Source organism: Legionella geestiana (genome assembly GCF_004571195.1).
Classification (GTDB): domain Bacteria; phylum Pseudomonadota; class Gammaproteobacteria; order Legionellales; family Legionellaceae; genus Legionella_B; species Legionella_B geestiana.
Genome location: NZ_CP038271.1, coordinates 2,081,578 through 2,104,165 on the forward strand (window position 1 = coordinate 2,081,578; position 22,588 = coordinate 2,104,165).

A 22,588-nucleotide genomic window follows, 5' to 3' on the forward strand; every position below is an offset into this window, starting at 1 on the left:
AACAGCTGTTTTTACTCCTGACAAGTTTTTACAATACAGTAATATTACTGTATTGCGAAAAAAATCGTGACGAATTACAGTGTAGATTAGTTTTTAAAATTGATATGAAACAAGAATTAATACTTGCAATATTTTTACAATACTGACGTAAAATATCCAGAATTAAATCAAGTTGCAATGTTAAAATTCATCAATAAAGTCTGTAAGTTATTCATAAGTCCCGTTTGGATGTACCGGGTCATTGGAGGTAATTATGATCCGGATGCTTCAATTAATAAACCAGTTTTTTTGGACAATAATATTTTTAGTGAGGGATGAGACTGCACCGCCAGCTGCTCCGGATCAAGAGGTGCTCATTGAAATCGATGCCGATCAAAACGAAGCACAACCAGAGGTACTGCAACGCATTGCAGATGATATTCCGCTTTCACATATTGTTAGCGGCTTGAGCAAGATTATCTTTTCAAAAGAGAATCTGCCTGGCATTGGTATGGGTGCGGTGCTTACCGGGCTCAGTACTGGCATGAACTTTATAACACCATGGCTTTTTGGAGAAACTATCAATTTGCTCGCAAGCGATGATGAAACTGCGGAAATTGCCGGCATTGATTTATCCAGGCAGGCTTTGATCGGCCTTTTAATAGCCGCATACACGCTTGCTCAATTACTTCCGAATTTACGCGATCAAGCGATGAATCTCGTTACCGCCAACACGACAAAAAGAATATTGAAGACCGGTACAGAGCATTTGCTAAAAAAATCACTGGATTATCACGTCAACACCTCGTTTGGCGATCAACTGTTTTTGATGCAAAAAGGCTTTGCAGTTGGCAGTGTAGCAACGCCATTATTGACCCAGGTTGCACCTACTTTGGTAGAAATCGCGATAGCTTGCAATCTGCTATCCAGCCGTTACGGTTTTGCTATGGGTGGCGGCTTGTTTGCGATGTTGGTATCGTATATTGCATATGGCGCGCTCACAGCAAAACCCATTATTGATGCGCGCACAGAAGGACTTACAGCCGGAAATGAAGCATTTTCCAACTTCACCAGCGCAATTGCGCGTTATAAAACCATCCGTGATTTCGGTCAGTTTGAATATACCATGCGAGGTGTGGATGAAGCTTTAAGTCGCATGACAGAAGCCAATATTGTTGGCATGAACAAGCCCTTGCAAATTGGTTTGGGACAATACGCCATTTCGCGCGCAGGCATGCTGCTCGCAACACTTTATGTGGGTCACGGAGTGGTAACAAAAGAATACAGTGTACAGGATTTTGTTGTGGTGGCCGGTTATCTGAATTCGCTGGCCAATTTGTTCCCGGCCTTTGGACAGGCGGTCAATCAACTTTTTGCAGACTGGCCTGATTTGAAATTTGTATTCAAGGAGCTGTCCAAACCCGATGAACTGGTTGAATTACACCCGGACACACATCTTGTATTACTCGAAGGCATTGCGCCCACCATTGAATTTGAAAATGTAACTTTTATACACGCACCAAAACCAGGGGAGTCAGACAATTCTCCATTGTTTGAAAACCTTTCCTTTACCATTCAGCCCGGTCAAAAGGTGGCGTTAGTCAGCGAAAGCGGTGCCGGAAAAACGACTATTTTTAATATGCTGTATGGTTATTACAAACCTGCAAGCGGGATTATTCGAATCAATGGTCAGAATATCGCTGAAGTGAGCCTCAAATCTTTGGAGCAAAACATCAGTTTGCTTGGCCAAACGCCGAATTTGTTTAAAGGAACTATTCGTGAAAACATTTGTTTTGGTGCCGCAAACCCTGACGAAGTGGATGATGAGACTATCTGGGCTTTGGCAAGGGCTTGCAATCTGGAAGCATTTCTTCTGTCTTTCAAAAACAAACTGGATACCCAAGTAGGTGAAGATGGAAAAAGTTTATCCGGCGGTCAACAGCAAAAAGTAGCGATTTTGCGAGGGCTCATCAAGAGAAGTCCAATTCGCCTGCTGGACGAAATCACGGCTTCTTTGGACAGCCAGTCGGCAACGCAAATATTGAGTGGCATCGATCAAATGACCGACGAGGGGATTACCAGTCTGATGATTACGCACAAATTGACAGAAGCCAAAACGGCTGATGCCATTATCGTGATTCATGAGGGACGAGTCGCGGCGCAAGGGAGTCATGATGAGTTATTGGCAACATGTCCACTCTACCAACAATTATGGCGTTCTTATCACCAACAAGAATCATTGCCTTCTTGCTCAACAGGTCGGTTATTAACCGCACTTGGGGGACCGGTGCAAGCTGCTGACGAGTCATCCGATGAAATGACCAGCGAGCCTTTGATTCTTTCTATAAGTGAAAATCAGTATAATGAAAGAGATGCGAATGATGAAGATAGTGAATTATCTGATTTTGAGGGTAAGTCGATGCGATTAGGTCATTAGACTCATGCATGAGGAAAAATAGTTCATGGAGCTACTTGAAAAAAACATCAACGATCAATACGGCGAACAAGGGAGGAAGTGGTTGGCTGATTTGCCAAAACGGGTCAGGCAGATAGCCGCAGTCCATGGATTATCTGATTTAAAAGCCGTTAAAAATTTAAGTTACAATTATGTCATGACTGGCATGCAAACTTCACAGCCAGTTATCCTGAAATTGGGTCTTGATATAAGCGGCCTCAAGCGCGAAGCTATGGCGCTTAAGGCTTTTGAGGGTTTGGGTGCTGTTAATATGCTTGCCGAAGAGGACGGGATGCTTCTCCTGGAACGCGCCATTCCAGGCGTTTCGTTAAAATCCTCGTTTCCGGAAAATGATAGTGAAGCTATACGCATCACCTGTGACTGTTTAAATCGCTTGCACAGCGCACCGATACCATTAAACAACCGGTTTCCCTATGTAAAAGATTGGCTTGCAGCATTGGACAAGGATTGGGAAATACCCTTGCATTTTCTACAAAAAGCAAGAGTGCTTCGTGATAACTTGATGCTGACATCAGCCCGCGAAGTATTACTTCACGGGGATTTGCATCATGATAACCTTCTGCAAAACGGCAGTACCTGGATGGTTATTGATCCCAAAGGTGTGATCGGCGAACCTGCTTTCGAAGTAGCGGCTTTTATTCGCAATCCTATACCGGAATTACTGACGCTTGATACAGCTGCATGGCACATCATTCAAAACCGCATTATCCATTTTGCCAAACTACTCTCACTATCTGAGCAAAAAATACTTGATTGGTGTTACGTACAAGCAGTTCTTGCCTGGGCATGGGCTTTGGAGGATGGATGTGAAACAGCTTGTTTCAGGCAACTCTCGGCACTTTTTGAGAGAGCAAGATTTCAACCAGGCAATATTTCTTGACGAGGAATAGCTAAATTGTGAAAACGAAAGAAAATGAAAAAATTATCCAATGGACTTGCAAAATTCTTACATCGAATGGATACAAGCTCAAAAGCAAGCTGCCAGAGAATGTGCTCAAAACCCCTTGGTCTTATATAGCCCGCTTCGAAACATCTGAAGCTTATATTTATTTGAAGCACATGCCAGCCAAACTTGCACTCGAATCGTCAATTATTGGCATATTGCATGATCAATTCCAGGCTTCTGTTCCAACAGTTATCGCAGACAATACCGAATTAAATTGTTTCTTAATGAAAGACGCTGGCAGGCCATTGCGAGAAATTTTAAAACAGTATTTCGATACGGAATTATTATGCAAAGCAATTGATCAATTCACAGCGTTGCAATTAGCCACTGCAGAAAACTTGGTTGTTTTTATAGATATAGGTGTGCCGGATTGGCGATTAGATAAGTTACCGCATTTATATATGGAATTGCTTTCACAAAAGGATATCTTGATAGAAGATGGACTGTCTGAGAAAGAAATTATTGAATTGGAAACGTTGTTTCCTATGGTTTTCAAGTTATGTAAAAAATTATCGGACAATTCAATTAAACAAACGATCGTTCAGCCAGATTTTAATGACAATAACACGCTCATAGACGAACTGTCACAAAAAATAACCATTATTGATTTGGGTGAAATCGTCATTTCCCATCCGTTTTTTTCATTAATAAACTGTTTGCAACAAATAAAAAAACATCATGGTCTTACCGATGAGGATCCCAGGTATTTGCGGATTAAGAATGCTTGTCTTAAAAATTATTTGGATCTATATTCTGAAAAGCAGGTAATAGATGCTTTTGCCATAACAAATAGCGTATGGCCAGTTTACTGGGCACTGAGCAACTATCGATTGATGCGCGCATGTGGAAAAGACAAGCTTATGGCATTTCAGCATGGCAGATTATGTAATACATTGAGAGAGTTTATGGTTGTCTGTGCCAGGGGGGGCTAAATAATGACAACGATGTCCATTGAGCTATTAAAAAGTCGTCCGGATACAATACCACGCCTGGTTCAGATATGGCACCAAACTTTGGGTTCAATCTGGTCGCCCGATGTACCCCTTGCACGCGTGGAAAAAAATTTTCAGAATTATTTGTATGAAAGTGAATTGCCATTAACATTTGTCGCGTTTCAAGACAACAAACCGGTCGGCATGTGCTCATTACGCGAGAATGACGGGATTCGTCCTGATTTAAAACCATGATCAGGTTCGCTGGTTGTTGAGCCGGATGCTACATAAAAATCAACTTCATATACAAAAATGCAGCAAGCGTAGGCTGATTATCCAATTATTCTGAAATTTTAAGTTAATGATATGGAACGTGGGTTTATCAGAAAAGGGAAATAATGGTGGCTATCAAAGAGAACTCATATAATTATCAAAATATTTGCCCCTATTGTTATCCAGACAAACCCAACCATAGAGCAGAAAAAATAAACTCTTTTTTTTACTGGGTAATGAAGCCACTCATTCTCCTTGGAAAAGCGTTGACTTTACACCATGATCTATATGCTACAGAGAGATATTTATTTTTATGCATAAAGTTAATGCATAAAAATAATCATATCCAAATGTGCAAAGAAATTATACGATCCAAAACGATCACAAGATTACAATTGATTTGGGACGAAGCACAAAAAAGAGGCCTTGACTTGTATATCTTTCGGAAGCAAGGGTTGCAATTACATAGTTACTTATTGAGATATCAGGGAAGAGAATATTATTTTAATTACACACCCACGACTTTACTCTATAGGTATCTCAAATATAAAAACCCCAGGACATATGATCATAAAGGGCAATTTAAAAAAATTTTACAAAAAAATAATCTTCCTACCCCCCAAGGAAAATCATTTTGTACTAAAAAGCGAGCGCTACAATTTGCGAGCACCCTTGGATATCCACTGGTTATCAAACCAGAATCATCAACTTTAGCTCATCATGTCAGTACCAATATTAATGATGAACAATCATTATCCCGCGCTTTTGATATTGCAAAAATGATAGATTTTAAAATCATTGTTGAAAAATATATTGAAGGCGAGGCGCATAGAGTGATTTGTATAGGCGATAAATTTATTGCATGTGCAAAACGAATGAAAGCATCCATAATTGGCGATGGTCACTCCACCATTGGGGAATTAATCGAGCAATTTAACAGGCATCCATATAGAGGAAAACCAAATCAAACCGGATCCGCAATATATCAAGTTGATAAACATTCGTCTTTTACTACTGAATGTTTGCGCAACCAAAATGTCAATTTGCAAACTATAATCAAAAAACACAAGATAATATATCTTTCACACAAAAGCACCTGTGGAACTGGCGCAGAAGTCATTAACGTTACTGATGATGTTTGTCCTGAAAATATCCAGATATTTTTAAAAGTACACCATATACTAAAAATAGGGGTCAGTGGAGTCGATTTTATTTGTGATGACGTGTCAAAACCATGGCACACACAAAATTGGGTTTTTCTTGAGAATAACAGTTTACCATCTATCGATTTGCATCATTATCCATCCATTGGTAACTCCATAAATGTAGCAAAGGAAATATGGGACTTTATTCTGCAAGAACTTAAAGTATCTTGAGTTGGGCAATGGAGTTGCCCGTCTTTTGCTTTTACCCCATTGCTCGTGCCCGCTTCTTGATATGAAGCCCGCATCTTTAGGGCGTGTACTCAATTCATTCCCGGGCTGCAAATGCGGCTTATTGGTGCCATTTTACGTTTGAGTTCGTTAAATAGAATAACTATTCGCCTCACTCAAACGCAAAATGGCACACAATAACCCACATTTTCGCTCTCGGGAACGAAATGAGGACACGCCTTAGTGTTTTATAAAAACAATAGCTTTGTTTCTACAATCGAGATAAACCAGCTACAATATATTTTAAGTACAATATGTTTGATGAGTGACTATTTATGGCGGCGTCCAATTCCGAAATGGAGGGTTTATCTTTAAGCGAATCTCCATCAGCCGAATGGGCGGCAGATGATATAGAAAAAAGAGAGCGTTTACGCGCGACCATGGAAGCCGCTGGAATTACCGCTGTATCAATTGCTACCGTTGCAGGTGGGAAAGTGTCTTCGCATGGTGAGTTTGATGTTCCTGATAGAGTAACTGGAAAGTCAGTAGCTGTTGATAAGAATACCGTATTTGGAGCGGCGTCACTCTCCAAACCGGTGTTTTCTTATCTGGTACTCAAATTAATAGAAGCAAATGCTGCCAATACCGCAAAAAAAAGAACAGGCAAATTTACTTTGCCAGAAGGTCTGGATCATTTTGATTTGGACACACCGCTGGCCAAGATTCTTCCATTAAGCAAGTTGAATATACAGGGCGTTCCAAAGTTTGATACGTCTGACGAAGCCGCTGTTGCTGCTGCAAACAATTTAACCGCACGCATGGTATTATCGCATCAGACGGGCCTGGAGCATGGGGTATGTCAATTTCAATTTGAACCAGAGGAAGGACATGGTTACTCCAATGTCGCGCTTTTGTATTTGCAAGAGGTTATCGACAAACTGACGGCATCCAATATGGAAACGCTTGCTGCTACACATGTGTTTACACCATTGCATATGAATCACAGCAGTTTCATTTGTGATAAAAATAATCCGCAAGAAAAGTGGGATGCAATGTCAGTGAATAGTTTGCATACCACAGCTTCCGATTATGCGCTTTTTGTTAACGCATGGATGCACGACGCTGCCTTGCAAAATGCCTTTGTTCCCCGGGTTTTTATGACAGAGGACAAAGGGAAAGCGGGGAGAATTGGGGCAGCCAAAGGTCACATTCCCGCTTCAGATCTTGAACATGTTGCCTGGGGTCTGGGTTGGGCTTTGCAAACAGATGATGATGGCAAAGTCACGACCGCTTACCATGAAGGTAATATGAATGAATGGCGCGCATGGGCAGCCATAAATTTAACCGATAAGACAGCTACAGTTTTTTTTGCAAATTCCCGGAATGGACATGTCCTTGCAGAACAAATTATTCCTGAATCTATCCCGATGCAACATGCGAACAATTATTTTTTTCCAAAATGGGGTTTTGCAAGCAGGGTTGAGGATCTACACCCGGATTGGCGAAAAAATCCAAGTTGGGGTTTGGCCAGACCGGAAGCGTTTATTCACGATCACGTGCGTCAAGCTGAGCCACTACAGCCGATACCTGCCCAAACCGTTTCCCCGGAAACAACACAACAATATCGGGAAAGAGCAAACGAAATCCGACAATCTTCCTCAAGCCATGAACCACAATCATTGGTTGAGGAAGAAACGGAAAGCAGGCATTTGTTTGATCCCACCAAAATGACACCGAAATCACCAACTGATATTTGAATGAAGAAGTATTATTTATTTAAAAGATCATCAATCCATTTCATTATAATGACCAATAAATAAATCACTATACATATTATCTCTGACACATCCGCTCATAATTTTCCCTTGCTCATTACGAATAAACCAGGCAAAAGATCGAGAGGTTGCATGTCTTTTTTTATTTTGTGTTCTCGTATAATGCCGTCATTAAGAATTGGTATCTCGTCAGCACCTGGATTTTGCTCAAATTAAATTGCAAGTTTCATGATTTTCTCAATTTTTTACGGAAGGTATATTACCCAGCCAGTCATCAAATAATTTTGGCCAATTAGTTATAGAGAGGTTCGTTGGTCTCACCCCAAATCCATGACCACCCTCGGCATATAAATGCATTTCAGTCAAAACATTATTATTTTTTAATGCGATATAATATGTCAGTGAATGATTTATGTTATCTACTTTGTCATCTTGTGCCTGTATCAACAATGTGGGCGGTGTTTGTGCTGTAACTTTGATGTCCGGGTTAAGTGCCAATTTTTCATTGTTACTATCTTCATTTGTCCATAAATGGCCAGGATATAAAGCAACTGCAAAATCAGGCCGACAGCTTACTTTATCTGCGGCATCAATGGGTTGATACGCGCGTTCTGTAAAATGGGTACTAATATCTGCAACCATGTACCCACCCGCAGAAAATCCCAGCACGCCAATTTTATCAGGATTGATATTCCATTTTGATGCCTGCATTCGAACAAGACTAATGGTTCTTTGTGCGTCTTGAAGGGCAGTCGGCGCTATGGGGTGAATATTACATTCACAATCATCATGCCATGCGGGGCCAGAATCAGGAACCCGATATTTCAGCAAAACACAAGTAATACCCATAGATGCGATATTGGTACAGACTTCTGTTCCTTCCAAATCAATAGCCAATCCATTGAAACCGCCGCCAGGAAAAACAACTACTGCGGTACCTGTATTGTGTGCCTGCGGTGAATATACGGTCATAGTAGGTTTGGAAACATTATAAATTGCATTCCAGGGTAACCCGGCAATTGGACGGTCAGTGATTAATTCCATACTTTCCGGTTTTACGTCAGGAACAGGATCCGGCATCTTTCCTTCAGGCCAAATGGGGACTTGCTTAAGACCAGGTGAAGGTTCCCAGATATTGGCAAACGTATTGGCGCCATAAATCATGGATAACAGCAAGCATGAAACGGTTAATAATTTGCACAGAAAATGATGGCGAGCTTGAATCGATTGTTTATAATGAGTATGCGTTATTTTCATTGTTCCTAATCCCGGCTCAGAGTATAATTTGACCACAAAAAGAGTGCAATCTTTCAGGTGATGCAAACGGATTTTATATTAAATCACAACTCAGGTGGTAAATGAATTGCTCGATAGAACTGATTTCAGCAGACGATGCCGAAGTATTATGCCGTCAGATAACGGCTGATTTGCCGGAATATTTTGGTCTGCCCGAATGCAATGAACAGTATATACGGGGTGTGCGCTCACGTATTAATTTTGCAGCCAAAATAAAGGGCGCATTCGCGGGTCTTTTGAGTCTTGAGTTTCCGTATCCCACAAACAGCAATATTTATTGGATGGCTGTGTTGCGGTTCTGGCAGGGAAAAGGGTTAGGTCATCGTCTTTTGGATGCAGCAGCTCAATATGCACATCTTCAAGGGGCTTTTACTATGACAGTCGAAACGCTGGCCCCCTCAGAAGTCGATGAAAATTACCTTAAAACCTATCAATTTTATGAAAAACAGGGTTTTTCCCCATTATTTAATCTTAAACCGGCTGATTATGTATGGAATATGGTGTATATGGCGAAAAACCTGAATGTTATTGCCCATGGTTCCAGTCTGCAATGGATTGATTTAACCCATACTCTGGAACCTTCCATACCCTGCTGGGATAAAAGCTGCGGGTTTGAAAATACCGTACAACTTGATTACGCTGATTGCAAGGATGCGGTCAAATTTCGGGTGCAACATATTGCGATGGATGCCGGCATCGGCACACACATCGATGCGCCGGCACATTGCACACCTGGCGGACTCACCATCGATCAACTCTTGTTAACCGATTTACAGGCAAATTGTGTTGTTATCGACGTCTCAGACAAAGCACATGAACGGTATACCCTGTCTGTTACGGATGTTGCGCAATTCGAACAGCAATATGGAAAAATACCTCCATCAAGCTTTGTTTTGATACGCACGGGATGGGATAAATTCTGGATGCAGCCGGAAAAATACCATAATAATCATGTTTTTCCTTCTGTTTCTCTCCGAGCGGCACAATTACTTCTGGACCGTCAGATAGCAGGGCTGGGCATTGATACCCTATCCCCTGACAGGCCGGAAGATGGCTATACCGTGCATGCATTACTGTTGGGAGCAGGAAAATACATTATTGAAAATGTTGCCAATGCGGCATTGTTGCCACCTTGCGGTAGTCGCATCCTGATTTTTCCGATTAAAATTAAAGGAGGCACTGAAGCACCGATACGCCTGGTTGCCATTGTTTAATCATTAGCATAATAAATTCAGGAAATTATATGCATCATAAAAATGAACTTCATATGCAAAAATGCAGCAATGAAACGGAGTGGGAGTCAGCAAAATATTTTCGTGAAAAATATTTCTTCGGCCCTCATAACATTGAGGATCCGTATACCTGGACATTCAATCATCAACAGCATGAGCATTATGTTTTATATGAGGATACAAACATAATTGGTTATGCACATATCCAGTTGTGGCCAGACTCGAGGGCCGCTATGCGGATTATTGTTATCGACGAAGATAAAAGAAACAGGCAATGTGGCGGGCAGTTTTTGGCTTTTTGTGAACAACGACTCAAAAGTATGGGGATCAAAAGCATACATGCAGAATCAAGGCCCACGTCTTTGGCGTTTTATAAAAACAATGGTTATGCTGGAATGCCATTTAATGATCCGGATGGTTATGAGGGTGGCGGTGAGGATATAGCAGTGGGGAAAAAATTATGAGCCAAGTGGTTATTCGCCCTTTTTTATCGACCGATATTGATAATATCGTCAAGCAGTTTGCAAACAATAATTGGACAAAACCTCGTGTTACTTTTGAAAACTATTGGCAAGAAAAAACCGCCAATGTGCGTATAGTGTGGCTGGCTTTCCACCAACAACAATTTGCCGGATATATTACCCTCAAATGGGACTCCTTGTATCTACCATTTCATGATAAAAAAATACCTGAAATAATGGATTTGAATGTACTGCCACCCTATAGAAATCAGGGCGTTGGTTCTGCTTTACTGGATGTCGCTGAAGCAGAAGCATCAAAACAACATGCCATTGTTGGCTTGGGCGTTGGGCTATATCCGGATTATGGCAGTGCGCAAAAGCTGTATATCAAACGTGGATATAGGCCAGATGGCCTGGGCATTACTTGGAATTATCAGCGTGTCATCCCAGGTAGCCAGGTTTGTCTTGATGATGATTTAATCCTTTGGTTCACGAAAGAATTAACCCGAACCTGACAGGTATCCCTTTATACTCTGATCAAGAAATAAACTTGATGCTATAATTTAAACTGAAAATTATCATTCTATCGAACGCATTGGTGCTTTATGAAAGAGCGACAAGAACAACAGGCATTATTAATGAAACAACTGCTTGATGATGCCAATATTCCTGCCTTATCGGCAGCCTGGTATCAAAAAGAAAAAGACGCCCGTCATGCCATAGCCTATGGACAGGCTGACACGCAAGCACCAAGCCCCGTTGATACAAATACCCTCTTTCAGGCAGCCTCACTCAGTAAACCCGTTTCAGCAGCTATTGTTTTGGATTTGATTGAACAGGATAAAGACAAGCCTGATTACGATAAGGATAAATGGACTTTAAATACCCCTCTCTTTCAATACGATCCTGAATATGGGCCAGAAGAGCTTCGCACTGACCCTAATTATGAAAAGCTTACAATTGGCATGATCATTGGACAGCGCTCTGGTCTGGCAAACTATGGTCAGGATGGTAATGATGGAAAAAAATTTATAGCAGATCCTGAAAGCAGATTTACCTATTCAGGTGTTGCGCTTGATTTTTTACAGAAAGTGATTGAGAAAAAAACAGGTAAAGAATGGGAAGCAATTGCTCAGGATTTTTTTAAAAAAGCAGGTATGGCGAATTCTACTTTTAAGAGGCAATCGCCAGACGGTCATCTCCATGGTATCCCTCGGGTTGTTGCCAAAGCGCATGTAGCCGATCCACCGGATGCTCACCTTGCCCCTTTACCACCACTACCAGATGATGCTCCGGGTACCCTTGCAGGATTGATGCTGACTACTGCCGAGGACTATATCACCTTTCTACAATATTGTTTTAAAAATGAGTATCTTCACTCAACACTACTGCAGGGTGATCTGGACAAACTCCCACCGACCTTGCCCCCTGAAACATCGCGTGTCAAATGGGGTTTGGGGATGGGAGTTTATAGTGTGGGTGACCCTAAAAACCCGGAAAAAAGCATTGCTTTTCACTGGGGAAATAACAAAGGCTCCGTTTCGTTTTGTGCCATGGATATGGCAACGGGTGATTGTGTGGCAAGTTTTGCAAATTCCATGAACGGGCCGTCTGTGTTTCAACAGATAGCAAAGCCTGTTATTGGTGATCTAACGCCCTTGTTTCAATGGTTATCAACGTATTGTAATTTTAAAGATGTAAACCAACCCGAGAAGCCGGAGGTTATAGCTACAACAGTTCAATCGATTCACTCATTGGCAGACAGTGCCCTCCCCAAACCTGCAGACAGCACCCAGACAATGTTACTCCTTATGCCATCTGTTTCCACTCAAGGATTGGAGCCAGTTGAATCGCAAGAACAAACGACTACCGCACAAGCATCGGCACCACAAGAAGTCGGAGAGGAAAGTGGTGAGGAGCAAAAATCCGGGGAATTCAACCCCACACCATTTTCTACTTCTCCCAACCCATAAGATTGGCCAGATCAACAACCATTCTTTTGTAAAAAGCTTGTAAAAATCCGCCAAAAAAGAACAAAAACGAGCTTATTTCATATACAATTTTTCGTATTGTTACCGATTTGAACCAGGTATTTTTCATGAAAAAAGACAAAGAAACGCATCAGCCCGTCACGGAAGTGCTCGTACCAAAAGTCTCCTCAGTTACGCTGACATTACAACTCTTGAACAAAGAAAAAGAGAAGCACAAAGAAGCGGAAAACAAAGAATCTGCCGAGGATGCAGCAAAAGTACGCTGCAAGACTTGCTTTAAAGAAATTGCGCCCAAACGCCTTTGTTCTGGTCATGGGTCTGGTGGCGGTGGAGGTGCCAGTGAAACCTCTGATAACGCATCTGATGAAAAAGCAAATCCTGCTGAAGATAAATCTCTAACCAAATCAGGCAAAGTTGTGGAAAAAACGGATGAAATCTTTGCCGCATTTGATTCAGAATCACTGATTTTGGATTCCCATTTTGACCCGGAAATCATTGCGGATTTGCTCGCGAAAGGATTATTGCTGGTTGATAATGATCGCGAATCGCTGACCCTTACCATTAAATTGCTTTGCGAACCTGATGTCTTGACCAAAGAGCAAGGAGATGAATTACAAAAATTCATGGAAGCAATCCTGACAGAATTTAATGCGTTTAAAGAAGAAAATGATCTTTCCGGTGATTGTTTGGAAATCATTCAAGACGAGAAGAGTAATATAATTTCTCTTCGTATTACCATGCCGACATTGGCCTTATACGATGCATTTATTCAACGGCTGGCTAATAATTTGGTGCCCATACCTGGTCTGAAATCACAAGAAAAAGATGAGATCACGAAAGCGCAAAGTGCTGCTCACAACCCTCTTTCGAGGGAGCACAAGCTTTCCAATCAAGATCATTCTTCCAAACGAGAAGAAATTGAACCTCAGCAGGATATGGAAGTTGAAATGGCTGACGAAGAGAAACAGGAAATTTTTAACCCATCTCCCTTCAACATGAAGCCTTGGTAAATTTACGAAGCGATTTTGGTAGTGGGGCTATACTATATTTAAAGTGCAATATGTTCAAGGAGTGCCAATTTATGGCGGCGTCCAATTCCGAAATGGAAGGTTTAACTTCAGGCGATTCGCTACCAGCCAAATGGGCGGCAGATGATCCGAAAAGAAGGGATCGTGTACGTGCGACCATGGAAGCTGCTGGAATTACCGCTGTATCTATTGCTACCGCCGCAGGCGGGAAAGTGTCTTCGCATGGGGAGTTTCCTGATAGTGCAATCGGGGAGTCGGTAGCCGTTAATAAAAATACCGTATTTGGAGCGGCTTCACTCTCCAAACCGGTGTTTTCTTATCTGGTACTCAAATTAATAGAGGCAAATGCTGTCAATACTGCAAAAAAGGGAACAAGAAAATTTACTTTGCCAGAAGGCCTTGATCATTTTGATTTGGATACACCACTTTCTAATATTCTTCCATTAAGTGAGTTGAATATAAAGGGCGTTCCCAAGTTTGATACAACTGACGAAGCCGCTGTTGCTGCTGCAAACAATTTAACCGCACGCATGGTATTATCGCACCAGACAGGATTGGAGCATGGGGCATGTCAGTTTCAATTTGAACCTGGGAAAGGACATGGTTACTCCAATGCTGGTCTTTTGTACTTGCAAGCGGTTATCGATAAACTGACCCAATCAAATCTGGAAGCACTCGCTATTAAAAACGTGTTTACGCCATTGCATATGAATCACAGCAGTTTCATTTGTGATAAAAATAATCCGCAAGAAACGTGGGATGCAATGTCAGTGAATAGTTTGCATACGACAGCTTCCGATTATACCCTTTTTGTTAACGCATGGATGCATGATGCTGCCTTGCAACATGCTTTTGTTCCCCAGGTTTTTATGACAGAGGACAAAGGGAAAGCGGGGAGAATTGGGGCAGCCAAAGGTCACATTCCAGCTTCAGATCTTGAGCATGTTGCCTGGGGCCTGGGTTGGGGTTTGCAAACAGATGATGATGGCAAGGTCACGACCGCTTACCATTCAGGTGATATGAATGAATGGCGCGCATGGGTCGCCATGAATTTAACCGATAAGACAGCCACGGTTTTTTTTGCAAATTCCCACAATGGACATGTCCTTGCGGAACAAATTATTCCCGAAACCATACCGATGCAACACGCAAACAATTATTTTTTTCCAAAATGGGGTTTTGCAAGCAGGGTTGAGGATTTACGTCCGGATTGGCGAGAAAATCCGAGTTGGGGAATAGCCAGACCGGAGGCGTTTATTTCCGGTCACACACCTCAAGCCGATCCGGTACAACCGATACCAGCCCAAACTGTTTCTCCGGGAACAACACAACAATACCGGGAAAGAGCAAACGAAATCCGACAGTCTTCCCCGAGCCACGAACCACAAAAATTGGTTGAGGAAGAGACGGAAAGCAGGCCTTTGTTTGATCCCACCAAAATTACACCGAAATCGCCAACTGATATTTGAACTTGCTTGCATTTTCCACATACGTGCAGTCCACATACGTGCATAATGTCCATGGGGATTGATTCAGTTATAATATACCCAAAGTCTTTCAAAATACGCATTTTGAAAGACTTTGGGTATATACTTAAAGCGTAATCTGTTTAAGTAGTGGTGACTCATGGCGGCATCCAATACAGAAATGGAAGGTTTATCTACTGGTGAATCGACATCACTTCTTGATAAGCTTGATAAGGATTTATCACAATCGACACATTATTCCCCTGAAGAAAGGCAAGTTGTTATTGAACAGTTTTGGAAGAGTGTTGAGGCTGGAGGTGGTTCGCCTGTTCTCAAAAAAACGCCTGATGGCGAGTTGACAGCAATATTTCTTTATCGCTCATCGGAATCACTTGATATCACTCTTGATTGCCTTGATTTGAGAGAGCGCTTGGTAGATAAAGATGGTCATTTAAAACAATTCACAAAAATTGAAGGCTCAGACGTTTATTATCTTAAAGTGGAAAATCTGCCTCAAAATACGTGCATTCCTTATGAAATTGAAATTAACGGAAAATCTCAAGCTGATCCGCTAAATCCAATGCAATTTCAGTTACCTCTATTCAGCCCGGCAGGGAATACGGTGTCCCTTGCTGAACGTAAATCTTCTGTACTTGATATTGCGCATGTTCCCAATCGTTCATTCTGGTGTAACAATAAAGTTCCAGAACCACAAGGTAGTGTAGAATCAACAGTTGTTGCGGGAGAAAGTGATGACATCAATTTTGGAGAAAGAAAGTGCTGGATTTACAAACCGCCAGATTTTAACCCAACGCGAACTCCCCCGTATAAAATGCTGTTGGTTCTGGATGGCAGCAGCTACATTTCAATGACCCCTCCATGGCTTGATGATCAAGTTGCCAAGTCCGTTGATATCAGTAATACCGTTGTTGTTTTTGTTGGTAATGTAAACCCGGAGAGTGTCTCTTCGCGATTTAACGATTCTCAACCAAGTACCTTCGAGGCTCATCGTCAATACGAATATATCACCCATGGAAAAGCATTTTCCAATTTTGTCGTTAATTGCGTCATTCCGCACTTAAACAACCCCGATTTGGATCTGAATGTTAGTGAAAAGCCGGATGAAATCATGCTGGCAGGATTCAGTATGTCAGGCCACTGTGCTGCTGAAACTGGACTACATCATTCCGATAAAATCGGTGGGGTCATTTTATTGTCGCCCGCGCTCAATAATAGAAGCGGAGAACTGATCGAAGAATATCAATCAGCTGACAAAATAAATCTTCGGATTTATGTATCGATTGGCAAATTTGAAGACAGGGTTCCAGACGACCCCGCAGTTATAGCAGAATCAAGACTTGAAGTGGTGCGGCGTTTTGCAGAAACAATCAGAGATAAGGGATAATCAGTTTATTTGGATGAACAGCCCTTTGGACATAGTGAGTTATTGTCGATTGGTTGCATGCTGAATGGAGTGAGCTATCTTTGTAGTCCAGCGGCAGGACTGGAAGCCAAGAGTGAAATAGCTGAAACCACGCGACAATATAGAGAGACGTTATTAGACATCAGAGAGTCTGGCAATGTGGTTGCGGGGCCAAAACCTGAGGATGAGGCTCAAACCCATACGACAATTACGCATTCACTTTAACCCATCTCCCTTCAACATGAAGCCTTGGTAAAATTTTAGGGCGTGTCCTTATTTATATTTTGAGCGAATGGTGAGAGAAGGTTTTTTGAACGATCGGAATTCTTGTAACTTGCCTCTTATTAAAAGCCCGATCTTACGGGCTCGTAAAATGATTGTGGTAGTACTGGATACTATCAATTTCCTCTTTAATGTGTTTGGCAATTTTACGAAATACTCTGCCACCGGCATTATTTAATAACTCTGCGACAGTACCAAGCTCCCTTTGTTTCAGGGCCTCCATCATATTATCGGCTAACTCGGGATTTGATATTATCCCGTTCCTGGGAAGCTCTCCAAGCGCTTTATTGGAAAAAGATAATTTCCATGTCATCGGTTCTGTTGACTTTGGCTCAAGTTTTATAATCGAACCAAATCGGAATTTGACTTTTGCTGAATCGCCTTTAATTGTGATTGCCATATCTGTTTCGTCTAAATCAATATCATTTTCAGGCTTCATGTCATGATTCGTATTTTGAGTAACTGCGGATTTAAAAAATGTGGGGGTAGCAATACTTGCACTGGCATGAGTCGGCGTTATTAATGCGCTTGACTGATTAGAAGATGTCGCAGAACTTGACGGATCCAATTTGCCCGCACTAAGTAACGCTTTTTGTTCACGTAAATAAACCGCAATCACAGAGAATTTTTCAATTTTTTCGGCAAGTTCCAGTGCTTCATCAAAATTGGTGATAACCGTTTGTCCATCAATTTTATAATCTTCAACTAAAAATCTGACACAGTCCATGCTACCTCCACGAACTGCCCAGAACAATGTATCCGAGTTGGCGCACGGTATTCTAACGGACAACAATAACCTTAAATTTTCAACATTACCTGATTTAGCTACAATCTCGGTTGTTTGCTGATTCAAACCAAATCGCATGCCACGATACTTTGTCAGTAGATGGGAAAACATGTCCTGGCTCTTAATACCCTCTATGGCCGTATTGGTTTGCTCAGGAGAAAGAAAGAGCGGTGAAATTGAAAATGCGCTCTCAAAATATTTTAGCAGCTCAATATTGCCAGATATGATTGCTTTCACGATTGTAAGCGCATTTGGATCAAGGTTAATCGCGCGATTTTCTTCAATTATATTTTTTACCAGCTCAAGATCCCCACTCTCGACAGCGGGATTTAACTGGGTTAGTCTGATATTATCTGCTTTGGCTTTTGTCATTGTAGTCGCTCAACCTTATTTAAGAATAATACATTGTACCAAATATAAAGCACTTTGTGCATATTGTTGGCATATAAATCTTTAACCCATCCCACTTCAACAGAAAATTTTGGTAAAATTTTAATACCTGTCTGATCGGACCACAGAGATTCCTTCCATGTTGTCATTTCTCTTCTTTCTCCGGCAAAAAACCACCTGCTTGCATGTCCCACAAGCGGGCATAGTGCCCATGGGTATTGATTAAATCCTGATGCTTGCCGTCTTCAATAATTTGGCCATTATCAAACACCAAAATGCGATCCATTTCTGACAAAGTTGATAATCGATGGGCAATCACAATAGTGGTTCGGTCTTGCATTAATGCATGCAGTCCGTCCTGAATATGCTTTTCAGTCACTGAATCCAGTGCGCTGGTTGCTTCGTCCAGAATCAAAATGGGCGCATTTTTTAACATCGCGCGAGCAATTGCGATGCGTTGTCTCTGGCCTCCCGAGAGCTTGATACCACGTTCGCCAACCAGGGCCTGATAACCTTCAGATAATTGACTGATGAACTCATGGCAATGGGCTTTTTGGGATGCTTCGATGACCTCCTCATCACTGGCATTCGTGCGACCGTAGCGAATATTTTCCATTAATGTGCGATGAAACAAGGAAATATCTTGCGGAATCATGGCGATATTTTCGCGCAGTGACGCTTGCGTTATCGCATTAATATTCTGTGAATCAATGGTAATTTCGCCAGATTCCACCTCAAACAGGCGTAAAATCAAATTCACAAAGGTGCTTTTACCACTGCCAGAAAACCCGACAAGCCCTACTTTTTGCCCGGCCTCAATCACAATATTTTTGTTTTTGAAAAGGTGTGCACCGTCGTCGTAATGAAAGGATACCTGATTGAATGCAATCGTACCTTTTGTAATATGAAGCGGCGTAGCCGATGGCGCGTCAACAATTTCAAGCGGTGCCGTAATAATCGACAACGCCTGTTTGCATTTCCCAAGCTCTTCGGCAAAATTGACAAACTGACTGGCAAGGTACCATAAATTATAAAAAATACTGATAGACAGCGAAATAATGAAGCTGAAATCACCAACAGAAACCTGATTTTTACTGTACATATTCACCAGAATACAGATATTGAGTCCAATCAGAACGATTATGCTGATATCCCAAAAAATCCGCATTTTAATAATCGCCCACTGCATCGTGCGGTCTTTGGTGATGGTGTCTGTTGTTGCTTCCTGTATCAGTTTGTTTTCATACTGATTTCTTGCAAATAACCGGACATTGCTGGTGTTGCTGATGCTGTCCACCATTTTGCCAACAAGGCTTGTTTTACTGGTTGCGAAACGGTTGGATAAATCGCGTATGGGCTTAAAATAGCAGATGGCGATTAAGACAAATGCCACGGCCCATACCAGTAAAACCAAAGCAAAAACAGGATGAACCAAGAGCATGGTGATGATGGCAATTAAAAGGCCAATACATTGCGCAAACCCGTCATCCAGTGTTGTAAATATATTGATGGCAGCCGATTGCATATCCGAAATTTTATTGGACAAGCTACCGGCAAAATTGTTTTGAAAGTAACGATGCGAATGCTGGCCCAGGTATGAGAACATGTTGGTGGTTAAATCATAGCGAATGGCCGGGAACAATCTTAATCGTACCCAATCCAAAAAGCGCATATCAATAGCAATACCAATCCATAAAGCAATGTATAAGACAACATAGGGCATCACAGAATGGGCGACCTCTGATTTGTTACCCTCAAAGGCCACCACTTTGTCAATAATCAACTTCAGAACATAAGGTGCCAAAGAATTATTAACTGCCCAATAGCAGGCAATGAAAATCATGGCTCCCACGTACCACTTGTAAGGTTTGATGACATCAAAAAGAAATTGTCGTAATGAAACAGCTTGTTTATTCATAATGGTTCTCTGTTGAGGCCTGGTTGATTAGTCCGTTTTGAACGTGAAAAACCCGGTTAATATTAATGGCTTTCAAAAAATCATCATCATGTGAAATAACTATCATGGCGCCGGGATAGTCGCGTAATATCTCAATCATGTGCTGACGGGTTTCCAAATCAAGATTATTGGTTATTTCATCCAGCAGTAGTAATTCCGGTGTGTTTGCGGCAATGACGGCCAATGACAGCCGTGCTTTTTCACCGCCAGATAAAGTGGAAACCAGCGCGTTTACTTCTTCGTTTTTACGAAATAAAAAATCATTCAAATGACTTCTTATGTCCAAATACGCGGCTTTCGGCATGGCATTGCCAATCACATCAAGAACGGTCTCCCCTGAGAGATTGTCATAGTGCTGATCAAGATAGCCGATATGGTTTGTGACGTTCCATTCCCCTATTTTTATCAAACGCTTTTCCCCGGCAATTGCCTTGAGAAAGCTTGATTTCCCAGAGCCATTATCACCAAGAAGTGCCACTCGCTCCTGCGAATGGATATGCATATTGATATCGATCAAAACCGGTGCATTTCCAGAAAATGCAAGTTCTCCCTGGCGAACGGCCACAAGCAATCGCTTGCTCTTTTTGGCGGATAAGGAAAACTTTGGTTTAATTATCTCCGGTAGACGACACTCGGCCATTTGACGACTAATCTCCTGTTTTTTATGATGAATGGCCTGTTGTTTATAGCCCGATGTTTCTACTGCATTCATGACTTTGGTCGCAGAGCGAATGGTTGGCCATTTGCGTTGCCGGATGTGTTTTTCACCCCGGGTACGACTGTTTTTGGCACGTTCTTGCTCGTTCATTAAAGCCTGATGATTGTCTCTTTTTTGAGTTGCGAGTTGCGCCAGATTCTGTTGAATAGCAGCATGTTTTACTGCATTTTCACGTTGATAATCATCATAGTTTCCTGAAAAAACAGTCATTCTGCCATTATCAATATGCCAAATGGTGTCAATGGTGCTGCGTAATAATTCCACATCATGCGACACAACAATCAAAGTACCCGGAAACGTGCGCAACAAACGCAGAAGTGAACGTCGATTTTTCTTATCCAGATGATTGGTTGGCTCATCGAGCAACAGGATATCAGGCTGGCAGGCTAATGCCTGGGTCAATGCGCAGTTCAAGCGTTGCCCACCGCTTAAATTGTCAAAGGCTTCAATCTGTTGTGGTAAATAGCCCATACACGCTGAATCGGGAAGTTTGATTTCGCCATCCGAAGGTTCAATCAGTCCCTGAAGCATTTTCAATAAACTGGATTTGCCTGAACCATTGCGACCAATAATCGCAATACGGCTGCTATACAAAATCTGGCCGTTGAAGGCTGAAAAACAGGTTTTATGCGGGAATGATAGCGCAAGATTTTTAAACTGAATCGGCTTATGCATAATGAAATTCTCTTAAGTATCTGTAAGGGCGTCTATGACGATTAACACTGCCCTTATTCAGTCAGGGCGAACTTAAGAAGTAATTTTCATGTTATGTGCAAGCCTCAATTGGATATAATTTATACTTTTTGTATGATATCTCGTTCTTGAAATAAAGTCAAATAATATAATTTATAGAAACAATGTTGAGAATAATAACCTGATTGATGGGCATCGAGAAAGATTTGCCATAATCGGGTTTAAGACTTGGCAATTAACCTGGATTTTTTTCAAGAAAATTTAACAAGTCGTTATTAAATTGTTTCGGATCTTGTAAAAAAGAAAAATGACTGACCCAAGGCTGTAACAGCAGACTCGAATTCTGGATTTGTGTTGCCATAAACTCAGTATTCTCACGTTTTACCACCTCATCGTGGTCGCCATCTACAATCCAGGTCGGAACAGTAATTGCATTTAGCTGTTCCTTTGTAAAGTTTGGTTGGGTTGCTGACATTTTACTGAGTTGATCGAACAGGGTTTTGTATGCTTTGGGAGTAGGGGATAATTTTTCATATTCTTTCTCGGTTCGAGCAATATAAGCTTTAAATACCGAACTTTTAAAGATATCTGGCCTCACTCCTGTGGGATCAGAATTCGCGGCATAAGCAAATAGTTTAGTGAGCCGTTTCGGATGGTGTATAGCAATATGCAGGCCTAAAATTGCACCATCGCTCCAACCAATCATTGCAGCTTTTTTAATTTTTAAGAAATCCATCAAGCCAAGTACATCTGAAGCCATTAAATCGTAATTATAAGGCTGCTCATTTCGTGTGCTTCTTCCGTGCCCCCCGCTGTCCATTACAATGACTTTATATTGCCGAGCCAATATTGGAACCTGATTTCCCCAATAATTTGAATTACCAAGGCCGCCATGAAGCAAAATGACGGGTTGTCCATGACCATAGGTGGCATACCAAATTTGCACACCATTAATCGAGGCATAGCCGCTTTGTTCAGCTTGAGGCAAAGTTGGGGTTGACGGTAATTTTAGCCATTGAGGTTCAGCATTTGCTATTGTAGAGACCCTCAAAACAAATAGTAAGCAAATTATGAAAAAATATTGCCGCATATGACTAACCTTTGATTTTT

Annotated in this window: 18 protein-coding genes and 1 pseudogene; 14 read left to right on the top strand and 5 right to left on the bottom strand. The window is 41.6% G+C overall.

Features of this window, described 5'->3' with window-relative positions; all coding sequences use genetic code 11:
* Positions 1-253: 253 nt before the first annotated feature.
* The 6 genes from E4T54_RS09330 (at position 254) to E4T54_RS09355 (ending at position 7,736) form a co-directional block, all read left to right on the top strand.
* Positions 254-2,416, top strand: coding sequence for an ABC transporter ATP-binding protein (locus E4T54_RS09330; RefSeq protein WP_082635020.1), 2,163 nt, complete (start codon positions 254-256; stop codon positions 2,414-2,416).
* Between the two features lie 25 nt (positions 2,417-2,441).
* On the top strand, positions 2,442-3,335 hold the full coding sequence (locus E4T54_RS09335; RefSeq protein WP_058387028.1) for an aminoglycoside phosphotransferase family protein: 894 nt from the start codon (positions 2,442-2,444) through the stop codon (positions 3,333-3,335).
* 17 nt (positions 3,336-3,352) lie between these two features.
* Positions 3,353-4,333 carry an aminoglycoside phosphotransferase family protein gene (locus tag E4T54_RS09340; protein ID WP_238582772.1) on the top strand — a complete coding sequence of 327 codons (981 nt, stop codon included), beginning with the start codon at positions 3,353-3,355 and terminating at the stop codon, positions 4,331-4,333.
* 3 nt (positions 4,334-4,336) lie between these two features.
* On the top strand, positions 4,337-4,588 hold the full coding sequence (locus tag E4T54_RS09345; protein WP_058387026.1) for a hypothetical protein: 252 nt from the start codon (positions 4,337-4,339) through the stop codon (positions 4,586-4,588).
* A 146-nt stretch (positions 4,589-4,734) separates the two neighbouring features.
* The gene (locus E4T54_RS09350) at positions 4,735-5,982 is read left to right on the top strand and encodes an ATP-binding protein (RefSeq protein WP_162261969.1); all 1,248 of its coding nucleotides are present in this window, start codon (positions 4,735-4,737) and stop codon (positions 5,980-5,982) included.
* A gap of 332 nt (positions 5,983-6,314) precedes the next feature.
* Positions 6,315-7,736 (top strand): serine hydrolase domain-containing protein, encoded by a 1,422-nt coding sequence (locus E4T54_RS09355; protein WP_058387024.1) that lies wholly within the window; start codon positions 6,315-6,317, stop codon positions 7,734-7,736.
* 255 nt (positions 7,737-7,991) lie between these two features.
* Here E4T54_RS09355 and E4T54_RS09360 read toward each other — a convergent pair whose 3' ends face one another.
* Positions 7,992-9,011 (bottom strand): alpha/beta hydrolase, encoded by a 1,020-nt coding sequence (locus E4T54_RS09360; protein ID WP_082635019.1) that lies wholly within the window; start codon positions 9,009-9,011, stop codon positions 7,992-7,994.
* 101 nt (positions 9,012-9,112) lie between these two features.
* On the opposite strand from E4T54_RS09360, the pseudogene E4T54_RS12080 reads away from it, so the two are divergent.
* From E4T54_RS12080 to E4T54_RS09395, 8 genes and pseudogenes are all read left to right on the top strand, one after another.
* Positions 9,113-9,454: pseudogene (locus E4T54_RS12080) on the top strand (GNAT family N-acetyltransferase); the annotation flags it as partial.
* A 102-nt stretch (positions 9,455-9,556) separates the two neighbouring features.
* Positions 9,557-10,264 (top strand): cyclase family protein, encoded by a 708-nt coding sequence (locus tag E4T54_RS09365; protein ID WP_115152880.1) that lies wholly within the window; start codon positions 9,557-9,559, stop codon positions 10,262-10,264.
* A gap of 29 nt (positions 10,265-10,293) precedes the next feature.
* Entirely contained in the window at positions 10,294-10,746 is a 453-nt protein-coding gene (locus tag E4T54_RS09370) for a GNAT family N-acetyltransferase (protein ID WP_058387023.1), read from the top strand.
* Positions 10,743-11,258 (top strand): GNAT family N-acetyltransferase, encoded by a 516-nt coding sequence (locus tag E4T54_RS09375; protein WP_058387022.1) that lies wholly within the window; start codon positions 10,743-10,745, stop codon positions 11,256-11,258. The genes E4T54_RS09370 and E4T54_RS09375 overlap by 4 nt, the downstream gene beginning before the upstream one ends.
* Positions 11,259-11,381: 123 nt before the next feature.
* The gene (locus E4T54_RS09380; RefSeq protein WP_058387021.1) at positions 11,382-12,716 is read left to right on the top strand and encodes a serine hydrolase domain-containing protein; all 1,335 of its coding nucleotides are present in this window, start codon (positions 11,382-11,384) and stop codon (positions 12,714-12,716) included.
* Between the two features lie 125 nt (positions 12,717-12,841).
* A complete protein-coding gene (locus E4T54_RS09385; protein WP_058387020.1) occupies positions 12,842-13,744 on the top strand; it encodes a hypothetical protein in 903 nt (300 codons plus the stop codon).
* A 71-nt stretch (positions 13,745-13,815) separates the two neighbouring features.
* Positions 13,816-15,231: a serine hydrolase domain-containing protein gene (locus E4T54_RS09390; RefSeq protein ID WP_058387019.1), complete on the top strand. Its 1,416-nt coding sequence runs from the start codon at positions 13,816-13,818 to the stop codon at positions 15,229-15,231.
* Between the two features lie 157 nt (positions 15,232-15,388).
* A complete protein-coding gene (locus E4T54_RS09395) occupies positions 15,389-16,633 on the top strand; it encodes an alpha/beta hydrolase (protein WP_058387018.1) in 1,245 nt (414 codons plus the stop codon).
* Between the two features lie 376 nt (positions 16,634-17,009).
* Here E4T54_RS09395 and E4T54_RS09400 read toward each other — a convergent pair whose 3' ends face one another.
* The 4 genes from E4T54_RS09400 to E4T54_RS09415 form a co-directional block, all read right to left on the bottom strand.
* Positions 17,010-18,092, bottom strand: coding sequence for an ankyrin repeat domain-containing protein (locus E4T54_RS09400; RefSeq protein ID WP_058387017.1), 1,083 nt, complete (start codon positions 18,090-18,092; stop codon positions 17,010-17,012).
* Between the two features lie 163 nt (positions 18,093-18,255).
* Positions 18,256-20,028 carry an ABC transporter ATP-binding protein gene (locus E4T54_RS09405; protein WP_058387016.1) on the bottom strand — a complete coding sequence of 591 codons (1,773 nt, stop codon included), beginning with the start codon at positions 20,026-20,028 and terminating at the stop codon, positions 18,256-18,258.
* The gene (locus tag E4T54_RS09410; RefSeq protein ID WP_058387015.1) at positions 20,021-21,460 is read right to left on the bottom strand and encodes an ABC-F family ATP-binding cassette domain-containing protein; all 1,440 of its coding nucleotides are present in this window, start codon (positions 21,458-21,460) and stop codon (positions 20,021-20,023) included. Before E4T54_RS09410 ends, E4T54_RS09405 begins: the two co-directional genes overlap by 8 nt.
* A 253-nt stretch (positions 21,461-21,713) precedes the next feature.
* Positions 21,714-22,568, bottom strand: coding sequence for an alpha/beta fold hydrolase (locus tag E4T54_RS09415; RefSeq protein ID WP_058387014.1), 855 nt, complete (start codon positions 22,566-22,568; stop codon positions 21,714-21,716).
* Positions 22,569-22,588: the final 20 nt, after the last annotated feature.